This is a genomic window from Paenibacillus sp. GYB006, assembly GCF_036577645.1.
Classification (GTDB): Bacteria; Bacillota; Bacilli; order Paenibacillales; family Paenibacillaceae; genus Paenibacillus.
Genome location: NZ_JARBDA010000002.1, coordinates 540,710 through 562,746 on the forward strand (window position 1 = coordinate 540,710; position 22,037 = coordinate 562,746).

Annotated in this window: 16 protein-coding genes; 14 read left to right on the forward strand and 2 right to left on the reverse strand. The window is 39.2% G+C overall.

Annotated features, from left to right (window positions below; genetic code table 11):
• Nucleotides 1–250 precede the first annotated feature (250 nt).
• Together PV403_RS07925 and PV403_RS07930 are read left to right on the forward strand one after the other, a co-directional pair.
• Nucleotides 251–1,321, forward strand: coding sequence for a glycosyltransferase (locus PV403_RS07925; protein ID WP_332084110.1), 1,071 nt, complete (start codon nt 251–253; stop codon nt 1,319–1,321).
• A 20-nt stretch (nt 1,322–1,341) separates the two neighbouring features.
• Nucleotides 1,342–1,842: a PIG-L family deacetylase gene (locus PV403_RS07930; RefSeq protein ID WP_332084111.1), complete on the forward strand. Its 501-nt coding sequence runs from the start codon at nt 1,342–1,344 to the stop codon at nt 1,840–1,842.
• 126 nt (nt 1,843–1,968) lie between these two features.
• On the opposite strand, the gene PV403_RS07935 is transcribed toward PV403_RS07930, so the two are convergent.
• Entirely contained in the window at nt 1,969–2,712 is a 744-nt protein-coding gene (locus PV403_RS07935) for a glycosyltransferase (protein WP_285741903.1), read from the reverse strand.
• Nucleotide 2,713: 1 nt separating this feature from the next.
• On the reverse strand, nt 2,714–3,733 hold the full coding sequence (locus PV403_RS07940) for a glycosyltransferase (protein WP_332084112.1): 1,020 nt from the start codon (nt 3,731–3,733) through the stop codon (nt 2,714–2,716).
• Between the two features lie 202 nt (nt 3,734–3,935).
• On the opposite strand from PV403_RS07940, the gene PV403_RS07945 reads away from it, so the two are divergent.
• The 12 genes from PV403_RS07945 to PV403_RS08000 all read left to right on the forward strand — a co-directional run bounded on the left by PV403_RS07945 (nt 3,936) and on the right by PV403_RS08000 (nt 21,984).
• On the forward strand, nt 3,936–4,925 hold the full coding sequence (locus tag PV403_RS07945; protein ID WP_332084113.1) for a sugar phosphate nucleotidyltransferase: 990 nt from the start codon (nt 3,936–3,938) through the stop codon (nt 4,923–4,925).
• On the forward strand, nt 4,922–6,214 hold the full coding sequence (locus PV403_RS07950) for a UDP-glucose dehydrogenase family protein (RefSeq protein WP_332084114.1): 1,293 nt from the start codon (nt 4,922–4,924) through the stop codon (nt 6,212–6,214). The genes PV403_RS07945 and PV403_RS07950 overlap by 4 nt, the downstream gene beginning before the upstream one ends.
• 223 nt (nt 6,215–6,437) lie before the next feature.
• The gene (locus PV403_RS07955) at nt 6,438–7,106 is read left to right on the forward strand and encodes a hypothetical protein (protein ID WP_332084115.1); all 669 of its coding nucleotides are present in this window, start codon (nt 6,438–6,440) and stop codon (nt 7,104–7,106) included.
• 170 nt (nt 7,107–7,276) lie between these two features.
• Nucleotides 7,277–8,620: an MATE family efflux transporter gene (locus PV403_RS07960; RefSeq protein WP_332084116.1), complete on the forward strand. Its 1,344-nt coding sequence runs from the start codon at nt 7,277–7,279 to the stop codon at nt 8,618–8,620.
• A gap of 21 nt (nt 8,621–8,641) precedes the next feature.
• Nucleotides 8,642–10,987, forward strand: coding sequence for a bifunctional glutamate--cysteine ligase GshA/glutathione synthetase GshB (gshAB, locus tag PV403_RS07965; RefSeq protein WP_332084117.1), 2,346 nt, complete (start codon nt 8,642–8,644; stop codon nt 10,985–10,987).
• A 245-nt stretch (nt 10,988–11,232) separates the two neighbouring features.
• Nucleotides 11,233–11,664: a MarR family winged helix-turn-helix transcriptional regulator gene (locus tag PV403_RS07970; RefSeq protein ID WP_332084119.1), complete on the forward strand. Its 432-nt coding sequence runs from the start codon at nt 11,233–11,235 to the stop codon at nt 11,662–11,664.
• Between the two features lie 224 nt (nt 11,665–11,888).
• Nucleotides 11,889–13,394 (forward strand): MFS transporter, encoded by a 1,506-nt coding sequence (locus tag PV403_RS07975; protein WP_332084120.1) that lies wholly within the window; start codon nt 11,889–11,891, stop codon nt 13,392–13,394.
• 137 nt (nt 13,395–13,531) lie between these two features.
• Nucleotides 13,532–14,734 (forward strand): FAD-dependent monooxygenase, encoded by a 1,203-nt coding sequence (locus tag PV403_RS07980; RefSeq protein ID WP_332084121.1) that lies wholly within the window; start codon nt 13,532–13,534, stop codon nt 14,732–14,734.
• An 81-nt stretch (nt 14,735–14,815) separates the two neighbouring features.
• Nucleotides 14,816–15,577, forward strand: coding sequence for an SDR family oxidoreductase (locus tag PV403_RS07985; RefSeq protein ID WP_332084122.1), 762 nt, complete (start codon nt 14,816–14,818; stop codon nt 15,575–15,577).
• Nucleotides 15,578–15,745: 168 nt separating this feature from the next.
• A complete protein-coding gene (locus PV403_RS07990) occupies nt 15,746–16,402 on the forward strand; it encodes an SGNH/GDSL hydrolase family protein (protein WP_213531742.1) in 657 nt (218 codons plus the stop codon).
• A gap of 183 nt (nt 16,403–16,585) precedes the next feature.
• On the forward strand, nt 16,586–17,218 hold the full coding sequence (locus tag PV403_RS07995) for a class D sortase (RefSeq protein WP_332084123.1): 633 nt from the start codon (nt 16,586–16,588) through the stop codon (nt 17,216–17,218).
• A gap of 356 nt (nt 17,219–17,574) precedes the next feature.
• Nucleotides 17,575–21,984, forward strand: coding sequence for a collagen binding domain-containing protein (locus tag PV403_RS08000; RefSeq protein WP_332084124.1), 4,410 nt, complete (start codon nt 17,575–17,577; stop codon nt 21,982–21,984).
• Nucleotides 21,985–22,037 lie beyond the last annotated feature (53 nt).

Genomic DNA, 22,037 nt, shown 5'->3' on the forward strand with positions numbered 1-22,037 from the left:
GCATTATTTAATGAGAAGTTAAATAGATCATAGAATTCTACCGCAAGAAGTCGTCGAGTGTGACGGCTTTTTTGCATTCTAGAATTCTACTAATATCAGGCAGCAAGCAGCCTATACGATCCTTATCTATAAAAAATGATGAACATCATGTCTATTAACTATTCTAGTGAATATAGACGTATTTCCGTAACGGAAACTCGCCGTCCTCCATATTATATAAAATAGATTTTGAGACAGTGGAGGGAGAACGATGGAAGCATTACGTTTACTCATGATTATAGATAAGTTCGAGGTAGGTGGAACAGAGACCTATGTATCCGCTGTCGTAGAAGAAATGTCAAAACGAAAGATTGCTGTGTATGTAGCAGGTAAACCAGGGAGTCTACTGTCAAAGTTTAAAGCGATCGGCTGTCCTACTTTTACGAGTATTCGTAATCAGGCGAAGTTTGAAAGATGGATTGTAAAACATAAGATTAACATGATCAATGCTCATCACGAAACGACAGGATTACTCGGCAGTCAACTCAGTAAGAAACTGAAAATTCCTTTTGTATTCACCATTCACGGAACCTATTATCCCCGCTCCTTGATTACTAGAGTCCTCAAGAAATGTGACGAGCGTAAGGCGGTAATTAGTGTCAGTTTTCCCGTGAAAAAATGGCTGGAAGAAAAAAATATCTCCTCTATTGTAATCCCAAACGGGATCAATACAGAACAATTTATATATAGCAAAAATAGAGAACTGCTCAAACAGCTTGGCATCCCACGAAAATCGAAGGTGCTTTTATATGTCAGTCGTTTAGAAGATGAAAAAGGAGATGTCTGTAAAGATTTTATTCGAGCGGCTCAGCGTTTTATGGATAAAGATGCGGACGTACATGTGGTGATTGTCGGCGGGGGTCCTGATCTGAATAGTGTTAAAAAACTAGCTGCAAAAAAACACGTTCAGCGTATTCACATATTAGGAGAGCGACTAGACACGGTCTCTTTATTCTCCATCAGTGATGTAGTAATAGGCACAGGAAGAGTGGCTCTTGAAGCGATGTCCTGTAAACGTCCCGTTATTGCGATTGGCAGCAAAGGGGTCTTTGGTATTGTGAAGCCAGAAAACTATAATGTGGCCTGGAAGTATTATTTTGGCGATCACAGAGCGAAACAAACGGTCGATACGAAAAGAATTGAGCGTTTAATCGGGATTGCACTTCGTTCGAAAAAAACATCTGTCGTATGGGGAAACGCAGGGCGAGAGTTTGTTAAAAATAAGTTTCATATATCGGGTATCACAGATAAATTACTCGCTGTATACCACAAGATGACCTAACTAAGCCGGGGGTGTGCTATATGGTAAACAAACTTATGATTGTCGCTCATCCGGATGACGAGATTATCTTTGGAGGAGCTTTTCTTTTAGCTGAAAAGGGATGGAAGGTCATTTGTGTAACAAATGCGAGAAACAAAGTTCGTTCCAAAGAGTTCAGAAAAGTAATGAAAGACATTGGAGCTGAATATGAGATGTGGGACTACAAGGATAAATGGGGGGGAGATTTCAACCGAAAGTCATTAAAGAGAGATATAGAGAGAGTGCTTAAAGAGAATCCCGAAATTAATATGATCGTCACCCATAGTAAAGGAGGAGAGTACGGTCATTCACAGCATAAAACGCTGCATGAGATTGTGAAAGAGATCGCACCGGATAAACTCTATATTTTTAAACGTTCGAAGCAAAAATTGGCTAAAGGAGTATTAAAGCAAAAATACACGCTCCTAAAACGATATAAAAGCCAAGATATTGATTGGCTGAGACAATATATTGAACACGAGAATGTACGAAAATACAAATAAAAGGGAAGTTCCTTTTTTAAAAATATCATGGCGAAAAGGGCTGTGAGATCATCCCCTCTACGGAGTTCTCAGTCAGCCCGCTGCTCGCCATAAGGCGGTTTGCTTTATTCTATGACGGAAGAGAAGTTAATAGGATTCATATGAAAAAGAATTCTTTGCATGCTCCTCATAATCATCAGGAATATTAGCAGTTGCAAAGTTTACAAAATCATCCGTGTAAGCGACAAGTTCACAAGATTTCATATACTGCTTGGTATCTCTTTTTTGCGTATGAGATTGGATGTTTTTTCGGCGAACACAGACGTAGTTCTTACTTGAGACATAATAGATTTTGTACCCTGCGTTGTAGCACTTTTTCAACCATTTCGCGTCAGATCCTCCGATCGTATCTTCCGGAAACTTAATTTTTTTCCATACGTTTTTTCGAAAGAACAACGTACCGCCTTTCAGTCTTCTTCCGAGCATGTGTTCTTTTCCTTTACGATATTCCATGAGTGCTTTCTTTTCTTCGAAGTACACATAAGTGGAGTGTTTACCAACGATGGGTGCTTTTTTTGCCTTCAAGGCGAGGAGAGACTCCTTTAAATAATGGGGACCATAATAATCATCATCATCGAATTTGGCGATAAAAGTTCCCTTTGCTCTTTTAATTGCCCAATTCAAACATTTTCCTAATGTGTACCGCTCGGGGAGCTTATAAACTCTCACATTATCATAATCTTTTGCTTTTCTCTTCCATGTTTTCAGACTCATACTGTCGTTATTTAAAATAATGATTAGCTCCTTATTATGCCACTCCTGCCGTTCATAATTTGAGAAAATGTTATCCATGAATTCAGGTCTCATGGTGCAAGCGATGATAGAAGCCATATTATCTGTTCAACTCCTTATCTATAATCGCTTTTCTTTTATTCCACGTGGAATTTTTCGTAACTTTATATTTTTTCTTTTTAATGACTTTTTTATAGAGTTTAAGAAAGTTATCTGTCATTACTTTATCTGAATAATATTTTTTAACATACAAGCGGCATGTTTTTGGAGATGGATACGATTTACCGCTCTTCACTTTGCGTGACATCTCATTCACATTATTACAGAGCAGCTGTGATAAGCCATGCAGCACTTCAGGAATGGCTCCCGCTTTGAACGCAAGCACGGGGGTGCCGCAAGCCAGTGCTTCAATAAGAACTAGACCAAAGGGTTCATTCCAAGTCGAAGTGAATAGGACACAGCTTGCTTCGGATAACAGTTTCATTTTTTGTTCACCGCCAACAGGACCGATAAACCGGATCTTGTCATTTAAGTGCGGTTTAATTTGTTCATTAAAGTAAGCTACATAATTTGGGTTGTTATTAAAGGTCCCTGCAATAATAAGCTCTTTGCCTGTTTTCTGGGCGACCTCAACCGCAAGATGGACTCCTTTTCCGCTCATCATTCTGCCAATAAAGAGTAAGTAACCTTTTTTCTTCTTTTTATAAGGATAGTCACTTAAACGAATACCGTTATGAACGTAATAGCCTTTTTTATTGATATCTCTTATTTTTTTACTGACAAATACAGGAATTTGGCTTCCTGCCGCACTTTTAGAGTGTGAATTACGGATTGTCGGAATTGGAGGATTAGACTTGGCTACAATGCCGTAGTGGTCATGAATGATATCTACATCAGAAGGCGTGTTTTTGATAATAAAAACCAGTTGATCTTCTTTACTATCTGAAGGATATTCAAATGTTTTCGTGGCGCGAGTGTTTGAGCCTTTTTTGGCAAATAGGATCACTTCATGACCGCGATTAACAAGTTCCTCTGTAAGATAATACACATCTCGCTGCGTACCCCCATAATCAATAGGCGGTACGGGGAGTGAATTCGTTGATACCTGAACAATCTTCAAAATGAATCTGCCTCCTTTGAACTAGCCGAAGCTAAGCCTTACTACTCCACAGTCTATGCCGTCTGCGTAGAGAAGGAATGGGCCTTTTTAGAACCTATTAACTAATGTCTCTTTCTTCTATGAGGTACGAGAATCCAATCCAAAGCTATTTCATTTTCATAGAATATTGAGAATGCAGTAATGGAAAGGAGTGTGCGATCCTTTGAAAGGACTAATCCTATGTGCAGGAAAAGGAACCCGGTTATATCCATTCACCGTTTCTTATCCCAAAACATTGATTCCTGTAGCGAACGTCCCATTGCTTCACGGATGCATTGATAAATTAATTGATCAAAACATAACCGAGATTGGGATCGTGATCCATCCTTCTCAGGAATCTAGTATCAGAGAAAGTGTGCAAAAGATAGACGAACAAAATATGAGAATTACGTATATCTATCAACGAAAGCCCGCCGGGATTGCAAATGCAATTTTGCAGGCGAAGGATTTTATTGGTGAGGAATCCTTCATATTGCTGCTAGGAGATAATCTAATCTCTACTTCACTAGAGATACTCAAAGATCAAGTGGATATTGAGAAAAATGATGCTGCTTTATTGTTAGCTGAGGTGGATCATCCTCAAGATTATGGAATTGCCGAGGTGACTGGCTCAAAAATTGTAAGACTGGAAGAAAAACCGCAAAAGCCTAAATCCAATCTTGCTGTGCTGGGTGCTTATGCTTTTTCATCGTCCATCTTTAAGGCAGCCGAAACGATCAAACCTTCCGCTAGAGGGGAATACGAAATCACGGATGCGATCCAGTGGCTGATTCAGGAAGGGTATCCCGTTGCTTATCAAAAGACAGAAATATCGAGTATTGATGTAGGAACCGTAGAAAGATGGATTACAGCCAACCGAAAAATGCTGAAAGAAATGCCGTATGAGAGTAATATTCATCCTTCGGTCATTGTAAAAAACAGTACGATTTTTGGACCTGTCTCTATTGAACAGAACTGTGTTATAGAAGATGCGGTGATTGGTCCTTATGTATCAATTGGAGAGAATTCGACAATAAATGGCTGCTCTATACAGGATAGTATCCTCCTCAGCCATGTTCATCTAAAGAAAATAGGGCACCTCCTTCGGAAGATGGTGGTTGGCTCAGGTTCTACTTGGGTCGGGATCGAACAAAAAGGAGAAGATCAGGGATGAATATACTTTTGATTGGCACAGGGTATGTGGGAACAACAACAGCTTTGGTATTTGCCGAAATGGGATGGAAGGTTACGGGGCTTGACACAGATCAGCAGAAATTAAATCAACTGCAAAAAGGTATCTTATATTTTCATGAACCCGGCTTAAAGGAACTGCTGATAAAACATAACAATTCAGGTCAACTTCAATTCACTTCTAATAAGAAAGAAGCCATCCAAAAAAGTGACGTCATATTTATTTGTGTGGGAACTCCTTCACGTCCAGACGGGAGTGCAGATCTATCCTATGTGAAACAGGTAGCAGAAGATGTGGCTTATCATATGAATGGCTATAAACTTGTCGTAAATAAAAGTACCGTTCCCGTAGGAACACAGGAAAAAGTGACGGAATGGATCTCAGAATCGAATCGGCATGCACACCCTTATGATGTCGCGTCTAATCCTGAATTTTTACGTGAGGGAAAGGCATTAGAAGATTCATTACATCCGGACCGTATTATTATTGGAACAAAAAGTGACCGAGCGGCAAAATTACTCCAGCAGCTGTATTCCTCTATGACTTGTGAAATCATCGAAACTACCCCGCGCACGGCCGAACTCATCAAATATGCATCCAATGCATTCCTTGCCACCAAAATTTCTTATATGAATGAACTTTCCAGATTAAGTGATCGACTAGATGTAGATATCAGAGAGGTAGCTCAAGGCATGGGTCTTGATCTTAGAATTGGGTCAAGATTCTTGCAAGCCGGAATTGGCTATGGAGGATCCTGCTTTCCTAAGGATGTATCTGCGCTGCAGCAAACCGCAGAAGAGAACGGAATGAAACTTCAGATATTAGAACAAGTGGTAAGCGTAAATAAAAGCCAATATCTATACTTGCTCGATAAAGCAAAGAATAGATTAGGAGATTTTGCAGGCAAGAAAGTAGCTGTTCTAGGTTTAGCATTTAAACCTGACACAGACGACATCCGTGAAGCTCCGTCACTTCGTTTGATTCAGGATTTACTGGGTCAACAAGCCACTGTTCATCTATATGACCCGATCGCCAAACTCCCCGCTGATTTCACACATGATCATCTGACCGTTGTTCCTATGGCTGAAGATGTATTTAAAGAGGCAGATGTAGTATTCATATGTACCGAATGGACAATGTTCCAAGAACTAGACTGGAAATCAATGCATCAGCAAATGAAGCAGCCCAACCTTTTTGATGGACGGAATATGCTTGACGCGGAGACCATGAAGTCATTAGGTTACTACTATGAAGGCATTGGTTATAAGTAGAAGACAAAAATAGCGATCACAGGAGTGAATACATTCTATTAATGATGTTCTTATAAGGAAAAGTGACGTTCTAATAGGGACAAGAGCTTATTATACTAGCTGCCAATTTGGCGGCTTTTTTCTTGTAAGACATGTAAACTAAATGTCATCTGAATGTAACTTTCATAGAAATGACTATGTTACTATGTATATATTACAAATAATACCAGGAGAATGATACGACATGAAAAAACGATTCAAAGTCTTGATGGTGACGTGTTCTGCTTTTGTATTGATATCTGGTTCTGCTGTCGCTATGACATCCTTGCCACAGATTTATATTAATAATGTAGAATATGCAAATTCCTATGGGAAATTAAAAATCGAAGAAGGTACGGCAATGATTTCTTTACGCACCATGGTGCAGCTGTTTAAAGGAGAAGTGGCATACAAAGACCACGGTATTTATATTACCCTTCCAGAAGCAACTCATTTAGCTAGACAAGTAAATGGTCTGATGAACGGGCTTGCTGCAACAACACCGGAAGAAGCAGCAAATACATGGATTCGCGGAGTTCAGCGTCGAAGCGGTCCAACTCAGTATGCAGTGATGACTTCAGAATTACAGAAAAAAACCAAACAAGAATTTGAAGATAATTCCTGGGTTACAGGCGGATCGAGTCCGCATATGGGAACGGTAACGAAGATGGATACAAAAACCTTGTCAGCTGATAAAGTACAAATTTCATTTTCCTATCCGCTGCTCGTAGCTGCAGATGGAATTATAGATTATGGGAAAGCAGTCCTCACTATTGTGAAAGCAGGTGACCCTGAATATTGGGCGATCTCGGAAATATCTTTGAAAGATCCTGGGGATACGGGTCTTATGATTGGTGCAAATCTGATTGATTAGTAGGTCAGCTTCTTCAATTGAAGAAGCTTTTTTCTTGTGGTATTCTTGATTATGCAAATCGTAATATAAACATGTAATTATATGTTCATCTCCTAAAAGAATTGATATCGTTTTGCTTTGCCGATCCTTGTGATCGGTTTTTTATAATTGGAGGAAGGAGATACATACCTATGAAAGGTACACACGATTTAACTCAAGGCCCAATTATGCCGACCTTAATGAAATTAGCACTTCCCATTGTTGCGACGAATTTCATCTCAACAACGTATGGCATTGTGGATATGATCTGGGTTGGGAGACTTGGCAGCGGCCCGGTTGCGGCCATTGGTACAGCTAGTTTTTTTATCAATTTAGCAATTGCTTTGTCTACCTTGATAACGATTGGTACGGGGATTAAAGTATCTCATTGTATGGGAGCGGGTCAGGAAGACAAAGCTAAGTCCTATGTGAAAAATGGATTTGTGATGTCTGTTTTGTTAAGCGTACTGTATATGATTTTTGTCTTTCTTGCTCAGGATCAGCTGATTGGTTTCTTTGATCTTGGAAGTAGTGAAGTGGAACGAATGGCAAAACAGTTTCTACTCATTTCTATTTTAGGGACGGTCTTTTCCATACTGAATACGTTATACGCTACGATATTGAATGCTATGGGGAACAGTAAACAACCATTTCGTATTTATACGATAGGACTCATTTTAAATATTGCCTTGGACCCATTCCTCATCTTCGGTTTTGGAAATTTTGAAGGATGGGGTGTCGTAGGGGCTGCTATCGCGACACTGACAGCGAATATCGTTGTGACCCTGTTATTTTTCTTGCAGACTCGTCATTCTAATCTGGTTACAATAGCACTTGTATGGGATGCCAAGCTTCTAAAAGAAGTCATCCGCATGGGGGTTCCGATCACGATCCAACGCGTTACTTTTACGATGATTTCAATTATTATTGCCAAATTAATTGTACGTTTTGGAGCGGAGGCTATTGCCGTTCAAAAAGTAGGAATTCAAATCGAATCGATCTCTTATATGACCATTGGAGGACTACAGGGTGCGATCGCGGCCTTTTTCGGACAAAATTATGGGGCCCGGCGGATGGATCGTATCCATGAGGGTTATGCCAAAGCGCTCTCGCTGACTTCTGTATTCGGTATTGTTATTTCTCTTATTTTTATACTATTCCCAGAGCAACTGTTTTCTCTATTCTTATCAGATGCGAAGAGTCTCGCTCTTGGAACGGATTATATGCGAATCTTAGGCTATTCTCAGTTGTTTATGTGTCTCGAACTAATGACAGTGGGTGCATTTAATGGAATAGGTAAAACGCATATTCCTCCGCTATTTAGCATCACTTTTACAGCACTAAGAATACCGCTTGCTATCATTTTATCGGAACCTTTCGGTTTAAATGGGATATGGATGGCAATTGCACTAAGCAGTGTGTTTAAAGGTCTGGTTCTCGTCTATTGGTTTAGAAGATCTTTACGCAAAATGACGGTTCCACAAACGGTGATCTAAAACAAGAAGGAAGGTTCATTCATGAGATTACTAGATCATAAATTCATCCAAACATTAAGGGAACACTCATTACAAGAAGAGCTGCTCCAAGGTCGATTTGGACTGGAAAAAGAAAATGTAAGGGTGAATCAAGAAGGAAAGCTTGCCTTAACTCCTCATCCAGAAGCTTTTGGGAATAAGCTTGAGCATCCTTATATTCAAACGGACTTTTCGGAGAGCCAAATGGAAATGATTACGCCCACTTTTGAATCGATAGAGGAAGCTTATTATTTTTTAGAAGCGCTGCAAGATATCGTATCTCACGAATTAATGGAGAAGGGAGAATATTTGTGGCCGAGCAGCAATCCCCCAATGCTGCCAAAAGAAAATGAAATTCCAATCGCGCAAATGAACGATCCGATTGCGGATGAATATCGTCATGAGCTAGCGGATAAATATGGGCGAAAACGCCAGCTGCTTAGCGGAATTCATTATAACTTCTCGTTTGAAGAACGTTTTCTTCGCGAATTGCACCACATCGAAGGCGGCAGCGAAGAATACAAATTGTTCAAAGATGCGGTTTATTTTAAAGTAGCTCGCAACATGCTTCGGTACCGCTGGATGTTGATCTATTTAACGGGGGCAAGCCCTGTGTTCGATAGAACTTATATGGATATTTGTGTAGCAACAGGACATTCCGATGATAACGAAAGCTATTATTTTCCGAATATGAACTCACTGCGAAATAGTTCATGCGGCTATCGAAATACAAAACCGATGAGGGTTTCATATGATTCAGCTAAGGATTATGTTCGTGATTTAAAAGAGTTGATTCAGAAAGATGAATTACTGAGTGTAAAAGAATTTTATAGCCCGGTTCGTATCAAAACCGCAAAAGGCATAGATCCACTGCAAGAACTGCTAGAAGATGGAGTCGCTTATTTGGAACTGCGATTCATTGATTTAAACCCGCTTTATAAGAATGGAATCAGTATTGATACCTTAAGACTTATTCATTTGTTCTTACTCTTTATGTTGCTGAAGAAGGACGAGCCGTTTAGCGAGCAGGATCAAAGGATAGCTGATTTGAATCATGATCAGTTAATTACAAACGGGATGACCGGTCATTTACACGATAAAGAGAACAGCAAAAAATGGATGAAAGAGACTGCGCTCACTTGCATAGAAGAAATGGAAGAGATGGTGGCTCTTTTGTTCCCTAAGAAAGAGATGTATGTGCAAATTTTAGAGAATGCGAAACGAAAAATTATGCATCCAGAACTTAGTGCTGCTTCGATCGTGAAGTCCGAAATTCAAAAATCTTCGTACCTTACGTACCATCTCGAAAAAGCGAAAGAATACGCCGAGCAAAGCATTTTGACGGGATATCGTTTTTCCGGGTATGAGGATCTTGAACTATCCACTCAACTTCTTCTAAAAGCGGCGGTAAAACGCGGAATAAAATTTGAAATACTAGACCGAGAAGAAAACTTTGTTGTATTAACCAAAGGAAATCATAAGGAATACGTGAAGCAAGCGACAAAGACATCGTTAGATTCGTATAGCACCGTCTTGATTATGGAAAATAAGGTCGTTACTAAGGCTGTACTATCTCAGCATGGCATACGCGTTCCGTCCGGTGAAGTGTTTCATCGTTTAGACGAAGCTAAACAATCGTATGATATGTACCGAGGTAAACCAATCGTGATAAAGCCGAAATCGACCAACTTCGGACTTGGTATTACGATTTTTAACGAAGAATATTCTAGAGAAGACATGGATAAAGCTTTCGAGATCGCTTTTACGCATGACCGAACCGTTCTTCTTGAAGAATTCATGACAGGGAAAGAATATCGTTTTCTCGTGATGGGGGATGAGGTTGTGGGGGTGCTGCACCGGGTTCCTGCCAATGTCGTCGGAGACGGTGTTCATACCATTCAGGAATTGGTTCACGAGAAGAATAAGGACCCACTTCGGGGAAGAGGGTACAAGACACCTTTGGAGAAGATTCAGCTTGGAGATTCAGAAGAGATGTTTCTGAAGAATCATAATAAAGGATGGAACGATATTCCTGCAAAAGGGGAAGTCATCTATTTAAGAGAAAACTCGAATATCAGTACAGGTGGAGATAGCATTGATTATACGGATGAGGTGGATGAAAGCTATATGCGGATTGCGATTCAATCAGCGAAGGCTGCCGGTGCAACCATCTGCGGAGTGGATATGATGATTGATGATGTTGATGTTCAAGCGACAGAATCGAATTACAGCGTTATCGAAATCAACTTCAATCCTGCGATTCATATTCACTGTTACCCATATAAAGGAAAGAATCGGAAGGCGAATGAAAAAGTGCTTGATCTGCTGTTTAATAAGGATCAATCGTAATTCGAATGAAATTGATTAGATTCGTTTTAATATAGTCATTACAGGGTAGTATTGTCCCCTCCAAGCAGCAACTTATAAAGACTCATGTTATCATGTAGAAATGAGTGAACTTGGAGGGGAATAAATGAAGCTTAATCTTGTACCCCGAGTTTGAATATGACACAATAACGATAACGAATGATGAGAGAAAGAAGAGAAAGAATGTAATCTTCATCAACTATATGCGTATAAATGAGGGATTAACCATGAAACAAGACCCACTTCAAACTATTGAGCACGAGATCGCATTGCTAGTACGTCTTACAACCGCTTATAAGCCTCGCCTAGGAGTTCTTGATCGTTCTGAGTATCTTCTGCTTAGCGAACTGGATAATGATAGTCCGCTCGCGATGAATATCCTTGCTGAGAAATTACAACTTAGTCTTTCCACAGCAAGCAGACAAGTTGCTACGTTAGAAGCAAAGCATTTCATTCAGCGGTTTCCTGACCCTCATAATGGACGAATTAGCCTTTTGGAAATTACGCAGGAGGGGAAAGAAGTTCTACAGAGAGTTCAGCGCGCTAGGTATGAAGTATATGAAAAGGTGCTTCAAGATTGGACTCATGATGAATTAAAAACCTTAGAAGCCAATTTGACTCGCTTAAATCGAGATTTCAAAAGATGGAATAAAAAATAATCTACATAATTAGCAACTTCACTACTGGATAATTTTAGTGATTGATTTAATAATACGAAGTTGTATAATGTAACTTACTCACTATAACTTGTAACATACAACTTGTATATTACAAGTTAGTTTATAAAGTGAGTTATTTTAATTTAGGAGGGTTTCATTTATCTATACGCTAATCTTTAATTTTCTACTAGGTTAGGGCGTAAGACAACTAGAGGAGGACATATATGAGTCAAAGCAATCAGGCAACGATGACCAATCCAAAGAAATTAAGTATTCCTAAATACATAATTATGTCGATTCTTACCATCTTTTCGATTGGACCACAATATTTTCTTAATCTTTCTTATACTGTTGGACAAAGTGTTATTCAGAATGGGCTTCATCTGAGTGCGCAGGAGATGCTTATTCCTTCAAGTTTATCCAGTCTTGCATTTGCACTTGGCATACCATTAGGACGTGTTTTTTCTAAAAAATTTGGACTGAGAAACTTCTATCTTAGCCTTGTGTTTGTTTTTCTGTGCGGGACCATTATTGATGCATTATCCTATAATATAACCACGTTAATCATCGGAAGGATGATCCAAGGGCTTAGTGCGGGGATGCTGTTTTTAACGATCCTGTCTGCTAAATTTCTTTCATTTCCGAACCATTTACGTCAGTTCTTCATGTTCTCGGTCGTTGTGGGACTCTTTGGTGCGTCAGCCATTGGAGCGATATTTGGTACGATATCTTTAAGCACGGATGCTTGGCGCTGGCTGTATATTATTAATATATTTTGCTCACTGCTTTGTCTCTGCGTTGGTTTTGTTACATTACCTAAACAAAAAGCAGAACAAAAAGAAAAAACGGTGATCAACAAAAACGGACTTCTCTTATTAGGTCTTCTGACGGCAGCCTTCGCTTTTCCTATTCTTAATCTACAAGAAAAAGGCTTTGATTCCGTTTATGTTTGGCCTTTTCTCGTTATAGCTATAATTCTTATGACGCTTCTTTTCAATAATGATAGTCGAAATGAATTTCCTATTGTGCCAATACGTGCTTTAGCCCAGCCCAAGGCTGTGTTTGGTACAGTAATGGCAGCAGCGGGACATATCTCACTTATTGTTATCTTTGTTGGGGTTAATGGATACATGCGAACGATTAAAAATGTTTCATTCATCGACTTCACTTATTTTTATTGCTGTTTCTTTATAGGCATTGTCATATCCGCTATCTTATGCGCTCTATTCTACGATAGGTGGGGAGCAGGAATTCTAGGAATCGTAGGTTCGATACTCACCGTTATCGTAAGTATGAAGTGGTCCTCAATACAACCTGAGGCATCGCTCACTACGCTTAATTTCCAAATGGCTTGTTTAGGCTTTGGCCTCAGTATGACCTTTATATCAGGCGCAATAGGAACTTTATTTGCAGGAAATGCACATCAAGCATCCAGTCGTTCAGCTTCACTGCACACGATCAGAAACTATGCAGGTGCCGTCTTTGCACCATTCCTTGGGTGGTTTCTCTACCTTCTGAATGCAAATCAATATGAAAAACAGATAGGGCAGCTCAGTCAGATCGATACGATAGCAGATATAAATGCCAAGAAGGCAGCGATTCTTAGCACTTACCATGGACTATTCGCGATTCTGCTTATATTAGGTGTTATTATGTTAATTGCATCGATAGGGAAAATGGCAACCGGTAAAGGTCATGCATTAGTGAAAAAAGAAAAAACTACCGTTTAATCTTACTATCCAGGCGAAGGACTTCTAAGTTCTTCGTCTTTTTTATCTTACATGATATTACATGTGTAAAGATGCTAAAATGAAGAGATGGTGAATAAATCCACACCGAAAGCAAGTAATGTTGGGAGCAAAATGTGATGACACAAAATAGGAATACAACCGTATGTATTGTTGGCGGAGGACCTTCAGGGTTGCTATTAGGCCTCTTGTTAGCTAAGCAAGGAATCCATGTGACGGTGCTAGAGAGTCAACCGAATTTTGAACGTAAATTCAGAGGCGAAGTGTTACAACCTCGTTTCATTCGATTAATGAAACAATTAGGACTGGATCAGCATCTGTACCAGTATGAACATATAAAGCTGTTAACGGGAGAAATCTGGAGCGAGGATAAACTGATTTCGTCTATCGATTACGCAGAGGATACGCCAGAAGCACCTTTTTCCGTACGAATGAAGCAGTCTGTATTACTCCAAGCTCTATATGATGAAGCAGTAAAGTATGATCATTTTCACATGATTTTTAATGCCAGAGTGAAGTCATTGATCACAGAGGAAGACAGAATCAGTGGGGTGGTTGCTCTTACTCAGAAACAAGAAGTTCGAATTCATGCCCATCTGACTGTAGGTGCAGACGGACGTTTTTCAACCATTCGAAAACTGGGTGATTTTACGTATAAATATAAGAATCATGATTTTGATGTGATTTGGTTCACCGTACCCATTCAGGAAGATCAGCATAAAGATATTTTTTTCAGAGTAACTAATTATCGCAGTTTCATTGTTGTACCCAGTTCAAGTGACGTACTGCAAATCGGGTTTACAGTGAGGAAAGGGGAATGGGAGGTAATAAAGCAGAGGGGAATCGGTGCCCTCTCTGAGGAACTAATCAGCGTATTCCCAGATTTACAAGAACCGCTGCGTGAGATTACTGATTTTAAGTCCTTTGTTACCTTAAAAGCCGATGTATTCTTTGTTGATCAATGGTATAAAAAAGGTTGTGTACTCATTGGAGATGCCGCTCATTGCTCGTCTCCAGTAGGCGCAATCGGGATTTCTTTGGCAGCAGAGACAGCAGCCGTTTTAGCGGATTTAATTCATGCGTCTATACAAGATGAGGATCTCGATTTTAGAGAAGTAGAGTCTTTAACCGCTTTACGAGCGAAAGAAGTGATGATGGTCCACCGGATGCAGGGATTGATCGCGAAGGCCATTATTAAAGCTCCAAGATGGACGAAAAAATGGGTGATCGCATCTGCACCACTACTTTCTAAAACGAAGTTATTTCATCTTGCAAAAAGGAAGTTTTTATTAGGAAAGACAATTGATCGTCTAGGTAACTAGCACCTTCTTTTATTGACAAACATTCCATACCCTCTATAATCTAAATGAACAAGTGTTCAATAAATGGCTGGAGGGATTGTCATGCGTTTGGAAGGTAAAGTTGCGGTCGTTACCGGAGCTGCATCAGGTATGGGGAAAGCAATTGCAGAGTTATATGCGAAAGAGGGAGCAAGCGTTGTTGTGTCAGACCTGAACATCGAAGGTGCAGAAGTGGTCGCATCAGGTATTGAGGCCAATGGCGGAAAAGCGATTGCTGTAAAAACCAATGTTGCCGATCTGAACGATATTAATGAAATGATTGATACGGCAGTTAACGAATTTGGAACACTTGATATTTTAGTGAACAACGCAGGTATTATGGATAATATGGGTCCAGTCGGTGATGTTAACGATGAGAGCTGGGATCTCATTTTTGATGTCAATACGAAAAGTGTTATGCGCGCAATCCGTAAAGCACTTCCGATCTTTTTGGATAAAGGAAGAGGAATCATTATAAATACAGCTTCAACAGGCGGTTTTAGCGGAGCTCATGCAGGTGCAGCTTATACAGCGTCCAAGCATGCCGTTATTGGGATTACGAAAAATACGGGCTTTATGTATGCACAGAAAGGTATTCGTTGTAATGCGATTGCTCCGGGTGCAACAATGACTAATATTTCTTCTACAATAAAGAACGTGAATGAGTTTGGAGCTTCGAGAACAAAAGTTACACAAGGCGCTATCCCTCGCATTGGGCAAGCAGAAGAAATTGCTGGGGTCGCTCTATTTCTAGCATCGGATGAGTCGAGCTTCGTAAATGGTGCGGTGCTTGCTGCGGATGGTGGCTGGACAGCAGGTTTCTAAAGGGTTATAAAATAACCGTCCTCAGCGTTTAAAAAACTCATTGCCTCAAGGGAGACGATGAGTTTTTTGTATTTGAGAAAATCTATCCTAGTCAAGAACGACTGGGATTCTGTACAATATAAAGATAATTATTCAAATTATACCTGCTGAATGGAGAGAAGGGGACTTATGGAGAGAAAAAGAAAAACGATCTTATTTCAAGGAGACTCCATTACCGATGGGAATTGGGGACGAGATATGGACCTGAATCATATTCTTGGACATGGTTATGTATATCTTCTTGCAAGCCAGTTAGGAGCGGAGTTTGCAGCAAGCCAGCCTCATTTTATAAATAGAGGGATTAGTGGAAATCGAGTCTCCGATCTGTATGCACGTTGGAATGAAGATACGATTAGTTTACAACCTGACCTGATTAGTATTCTTATTGGTGTTAATGATGCAACGAGCCTTATTTCTGGTGATCCACGCGGAGCTACAGACCGTTTTGAACGAATCTATCACCAGTTGCTGAGCGAAACAAGAGAAGTGCTTCCTCAGACAGGATTGGTGCTATGTGAGCCTTTTATTCTTCAAACAGAGTTAACAGCAAATAACTGGACAGAGCTGCGTAAAAAGACAGATGAGTATCGCTCTATCGTTAGGGAACTCTCACATACATACCATACCTTATTTATCCCTCTGCAAGAGGTATTTGATCAGGCAGCAGACAAAGTGACCCCTGAATATTGGATGTGGGATGGAATTCACCCGACCGCTGCGGGACACGAGCTTATTGCTAATGAGTGGCTAAAGGTTGTGCAGCAAAGTGAGTACGCTATTGGGTAGGTAAAAATCAAAACCAGGAAGTAGTAGACTGCTCCTGGTTTTATTGCCCCACGTGTTGACGGAAAAGAAAATAACAGGTCGGCTGTTATTAACTAGGTATGTTTGTTGTAGCGAAGTGTACATAGAAGCTGAATGACTTTATTACGTTGTTGGTTAGAGAGGAAAGGTAGTGATGAAAATAAAATGAAAGTAAAAGTAATGTATATATCCATCGTTGTGATTGGTCTTTTTGTACTTTTTTATCCGGATTTATCCGAAAGATACTATGATTATCAGCAGCAGAAACTGATTCAAAGCTGGGAGGAAAGTTTTCAAAATATTCAGCAAACTGAAGAAGAAATGGATCAGGTAAGTGAAACGAATCATGATGAAATGATGAATACAAGTCTGGAAGATCTTAAATCGGCTTTTAGTGAATATGAGAATATGGAAGGAATTTTAACAATTAATAAAATTGTTTTGAAGCTGCCGATCTTGCAGGGAGCTACTCAAGAAAATTTGAAAACAACCTTAGCGAGTATTGAAAATACGAGTAAAGCTGGCCAAACCGGAAATTACGCGATAGCAGGTCATAGAAGTCATACCTATGGGCGAAATTTTAATAGACTCGATGAGTTAGAGATAGGAGATATCATAGATATTAGAAACGAAGATAGCTCGTTTCAATATCAAGTTACTGAGAAACTGATTGTAGAACCTCAAGATGTTTGGGTATTGGAGGGGAATGATGTGGATAAAGAGTTAACGTTGGTTACGTGCGATCCGCTGATTAATCCCACACATCGCCTTATAGTCAAAGCCAAATTAGTCGAATGAAAAATAGTACAGGAAATTTTAGCATTAAGTTACTAAATGATATATAATATGTCGAAGTATGTGAGCCGCAAAGGGCAATAATAGAAATCTAGCGAGAAGTGGACATAATATTTTCAGTAACTGCCTCAGATAAGAAGAAATTAATGAGTTCTAAGGCGATAGGAAAATATAAAATAGTATAGCTGAAGTTACGATGTTAACAAAAGCTATTAGGAGAGAAATCGAATCTCTCTAAAACGATTTTGTAAAGTCCAACTTCCGCATAAAGGGAGACCCTTCGTGTTTTTGTTGTGTCTTCATGTTGCTCTTGGCATACTCAGCTTCATTATTTTAATTGAGAGGTGGATGTGAGAGTTTTGAACAATTTCAAGAGAATGCTTCCTCTGTTTTTGGTAGTCATGGTATTGTGCAATTTGGTATTTCCTTCTGTGTCAATCCATGCTGATGAAAAGACGGCTAGTTCGGAAGAGAAGACTGTGGTGACAGTTACTGATTCTGTCTATTTGGAGGACGATTCAGTAAACACGGATAATTCTAGAGGACTAGAAATAAAGGAAAACATTATTACTAGTGTTAAAATGTACAATCAAAAACCAGAAATTAACGAGAGTAACGATTTAATAATAAAAGGAGAATCAATTGAGCAAGTACGACCGAACATTGACGATGAAGTAGCTGTCATTTTCACTTGGGAGGTTGAATACAAAGGTAAAGACTCCATCTATACGTTTAATTTACCAGACAAATTCAAGATTGGATCGGAATTAAGCGATAGATTGGATGGAGATGTTGGACAATACTTCGTTAAACCTAATGGCGAAGTTACGTTTATCTTTGATGAAGATGATGCTTCGATCGGACAGACATTAGAAGGTAATTTCTATGTTTGGATATCATATGATGAAAGTAAGATGGATGATGGCTTACAGCAACAATTCGACTTTAGTTCCGTGGGACAAGGCATTATTAATGTGAATTTTGCGAACAATGCCCAAGATGCATTCACTAAATCGGGTGAAGCAAATAAAAATAACTTTAACTCTGATGAAATAACATGGACGATTGATTTCAACCAAAGTGAGAATACAATCGAGAATGCAGTTCTGTCGGATACTCTTCCTGATGATTTAAAACTAAAAGGCAATATTGAAATTCGACCTTTGGTAGTTCAATTAAACGGGTCGGTGATCGCAGGAAATGTAATTGATACAAAAACTGAGTTTCCGATTAACTTTGGAGATATTGATCAAGCGTACCGAATTACATATACCACCAGTGTTGTAGCACCAACTACAGCCCCTTTTACAAATCGAGAATATAAGAATGAAACTAGTTTGACCGGTAATGACGGACAGTACGACCAATCTGCTATTGGTAAAGTCACTGTGAGTTTCAATGAACCGTTAAACAAGACTGGCCAAGACAGTGAGTATGATCCGGTTACCCAGACGATTACTTGGAAAGTTAAGTATAATTATAATCAACAATCGATTTCCCAGGCTGACGCATGGATTGAAGACTCTTTTGACACAACGAAACAGAAATTAGTCGAAGATTCTGTGAAAGTTTATCAAGTGGACATCGATAATAGCGGAAAGCCGACTGTAAATAAAGATCCGTTGGCGTCTAGTGAATATACTCTAAGTGGGGTAAATAGTGGGTTTGATGATGGCTTAAAGTTGCAATTCAACCATAATATCAATACGGCTTATGTAATTGAATATCAGACGCAAGCGATTGATCGGGTTTATAACGATACCACGGTAACCAATTCCGTATATATGTACGATGGAACAAAAGTAGAAACGGAAAAAGGCATCAAAGAAGTGATTTTTGCAAAAAGTAAATTGTCTGAAGATTTCAATAAAAAAGAAATTACGTGGAAACTCGTTCTAAACCGTGATTTGAAGGACATGACGGACATTGTTATCACAGATGATTACTCGGATAGAAATATGAAATTGAAACCTGGATCGTTAGTGGTTTCTGGAATTAAAGAAGGAGACTATCAGCTTGTAGCGAATAGTGGTGACGCAAATTATGAGAAAGGGTTTGTTATTCAGTTAAACAAAGACGTAACGGTTAGTAACATGGTTGAAATCACCTATACGACAACGTTTGATCCTACAGCTGAAAATAAGCCGAAAGATAATGAGTATAGAAATACAGCCACGCTAGCGTGGAATGAATCGGGTATAGCAAAGGGTCCTATTACCAAATCTGACGTTGTAATACCTCAAGATTATACGGTTTATAACGGAAATAAAATAGGTGAATACAATGCAAAAGATAAATCGATAACCTGGACTGTTGATGTGAATTACAATTTGTTTAATATTCAAGATGCAATTATGAATGACGAATTTACTGGAAACCAAACTTTTGTAGATGGATCTTTGAAGGTTTACAATCTTAATTTAAACGAAGCTAATAATGCTACTTCAGTCGGCGATGAGCTTACGTTTGCAGAAGATCAATTTAAACTGAATGAGGACAAAAAGGGCTTTCAATTGAATCTTGGTAACATAGGTGAAAAAGCGTATCGTATTAAGTATAAGACGAGTCTTGATGGAGCAACCCCTATTGTTGGTAATTATTCTAATCATGCAACCTTGAGGGATGGAAAAAGCGGTCCAATGCGGTTTGACAAATCTGCAGTGGTTACACCTAAGCATGGGGGTATTTATGTAAACAAAACAGGAAAACAAGAAGGATCAACAGACATTGCCTCCTGGACGGTAACGATAAATCCAAGCCAGTCGTATATTGCAGCAGGTTCTAAGCTCACTGATACGTTATCTGAGAATCAAATTTTACTCGCAGATACATTGAAATTATATAAAACAGAGTTACCTGAAAACAATTCTGGTCAGATTTCAAAAAAATCAGAGTTGGTTGATGCAAATGATTATGATCTAGAAGTTAACGGTAATACCTTTACGTTTACATTTAACAAAGCATTAAACACTGCATTTATTCTAGAATATAGTTCATACATTAATGCAAATGATGGTGAGAAAATTAGTAATAAGGTTGATTTTGCAGGACAGTCTTCTTCTGTAAAGGGAGATGATAATCAAGAAGGAATTAAAGTTTCACTGGCTGGAGCAGGTGGAGGAGCATCAACGGGTAAAGGTAAGATCAAGATAACGAAAGTTGATGATACAGATCAACCGCTCGCAGGAGCTATTTTCCAGATTTACAATGCTACTGGAACTACACTCTTGGAAACCTTGAAACCTACGGATGAATACGGAGAGACAGAAACCTCTAGAGACTACAGATCTAATAATAAAACGAACGGATTGCCGTACAAGTTAAAAGAAGTATCTGCACCTAGTGGATATTTAGTAGATTCCGAATATGGCTCTGAAACAGGAAAAATAATAGAATTTAAGGATCCTAGTGTACCGTTTAAAGTGATGAATCAAAAGATTCGTCAGGGATTTGAATTAACAAAGGTTGATTCTAATGATTTTACGAAGAAGTTAAAAGGCGCAATTTTCGAGCTGCGTTTGAAGAAAGGCCAAGATACAGAACTTGTGGAAGTTTTGACAACTGGTGAAGATGGAAGAATAGCATTAGGGAATTTAGTTCCAGGAGACTATGAATTGATAGAAATACAAGCTCCTGAGTATTATAAATTGGATGCAACACCGATTTCTTTTACCATTGTTTCTAATCAAACGCAAATCATTACGTTAACGCAAACAAACGAACTAGGCACAGATGGCAAATTAGTCGTTACTAAAGTGAATGCTAAAGATCAGTCTGTATTAAAAGATATCGAATTTGAACTGCGCGATAGTACAAATACCGTGATAAGTAAGAAAAGTACGGATGTTAACGGGGTTATTGAATTTGATAGTCTGCCATATGGACCTTATAAATTAGTAGAAACTAAGGCAGATGGTTTTGTTATTGAGATACCAGAAACCCAAGTCTCCATTACAAAACCGGAAACTCAAATTACGATTGAGAATAAAGAAAACGACCGTTCAGTAACTTTAATTAAATACAATTCATCAAAAACACTGGCCCTTCCAGGAGCTGTTTTTGAACTGCGAGCGTTAAGCGAAATCTTTGACCAAGATGCAAATTATGAATATCAAGTAGTTACAGGTATAGAGGAAGCTAAGCTCACAACTGACCAGAATGGCGCGCTTTATTTGGAAGATTTAATGCCGAATAAATATCAGTTGGTTGAAATTAAAGCACCAGCAGGTTATGTGTTAGATAATACTCCAGTGGATTTTGAAATTACAAATAAGCAAACGGAAACTTTTATCGTTGAAAAGACGAATAACAAGATTTCCACTCCGGTGGATCCAAGCGAACCTTCTACAGGTAATCCGAATCCGCCAGTTGATCCGAATCCTACCCCTATAGATCCAGTAGATCCGGAACAACCAGTTACACCTGAAGAGCCTAAACCAGAGGATCCTGATACGTCTGTTGATCCTGAACCAGAAAATCCAGGAGTGTCTGTTGACCCTGGTGAACAGGAGCCAGGGACATCAATTGACCCGATTCCAGGTCAGACTACAGATGATGAAGGTGGAATAGTCTCACCGGATGAAACATCAAAAGATGATGGAACAACAGGTAATTCTACACTAACCGGAGATTCTGGTACTGGAGGAGCGACACTTCCTAAGACAGGAGAAACTAGCCACCTGATAACGAGAGTGGTTGGTTTAGGCCTTGTATTGTATGGAGGAACAATGTTGCTGCTCAGAAGAAGACGAATTCAGCAGCATAAATAAGAAACGACGTGGAAGATCGAATGTAATTCAGTAATAAGTTTTCGAAAGAGTAA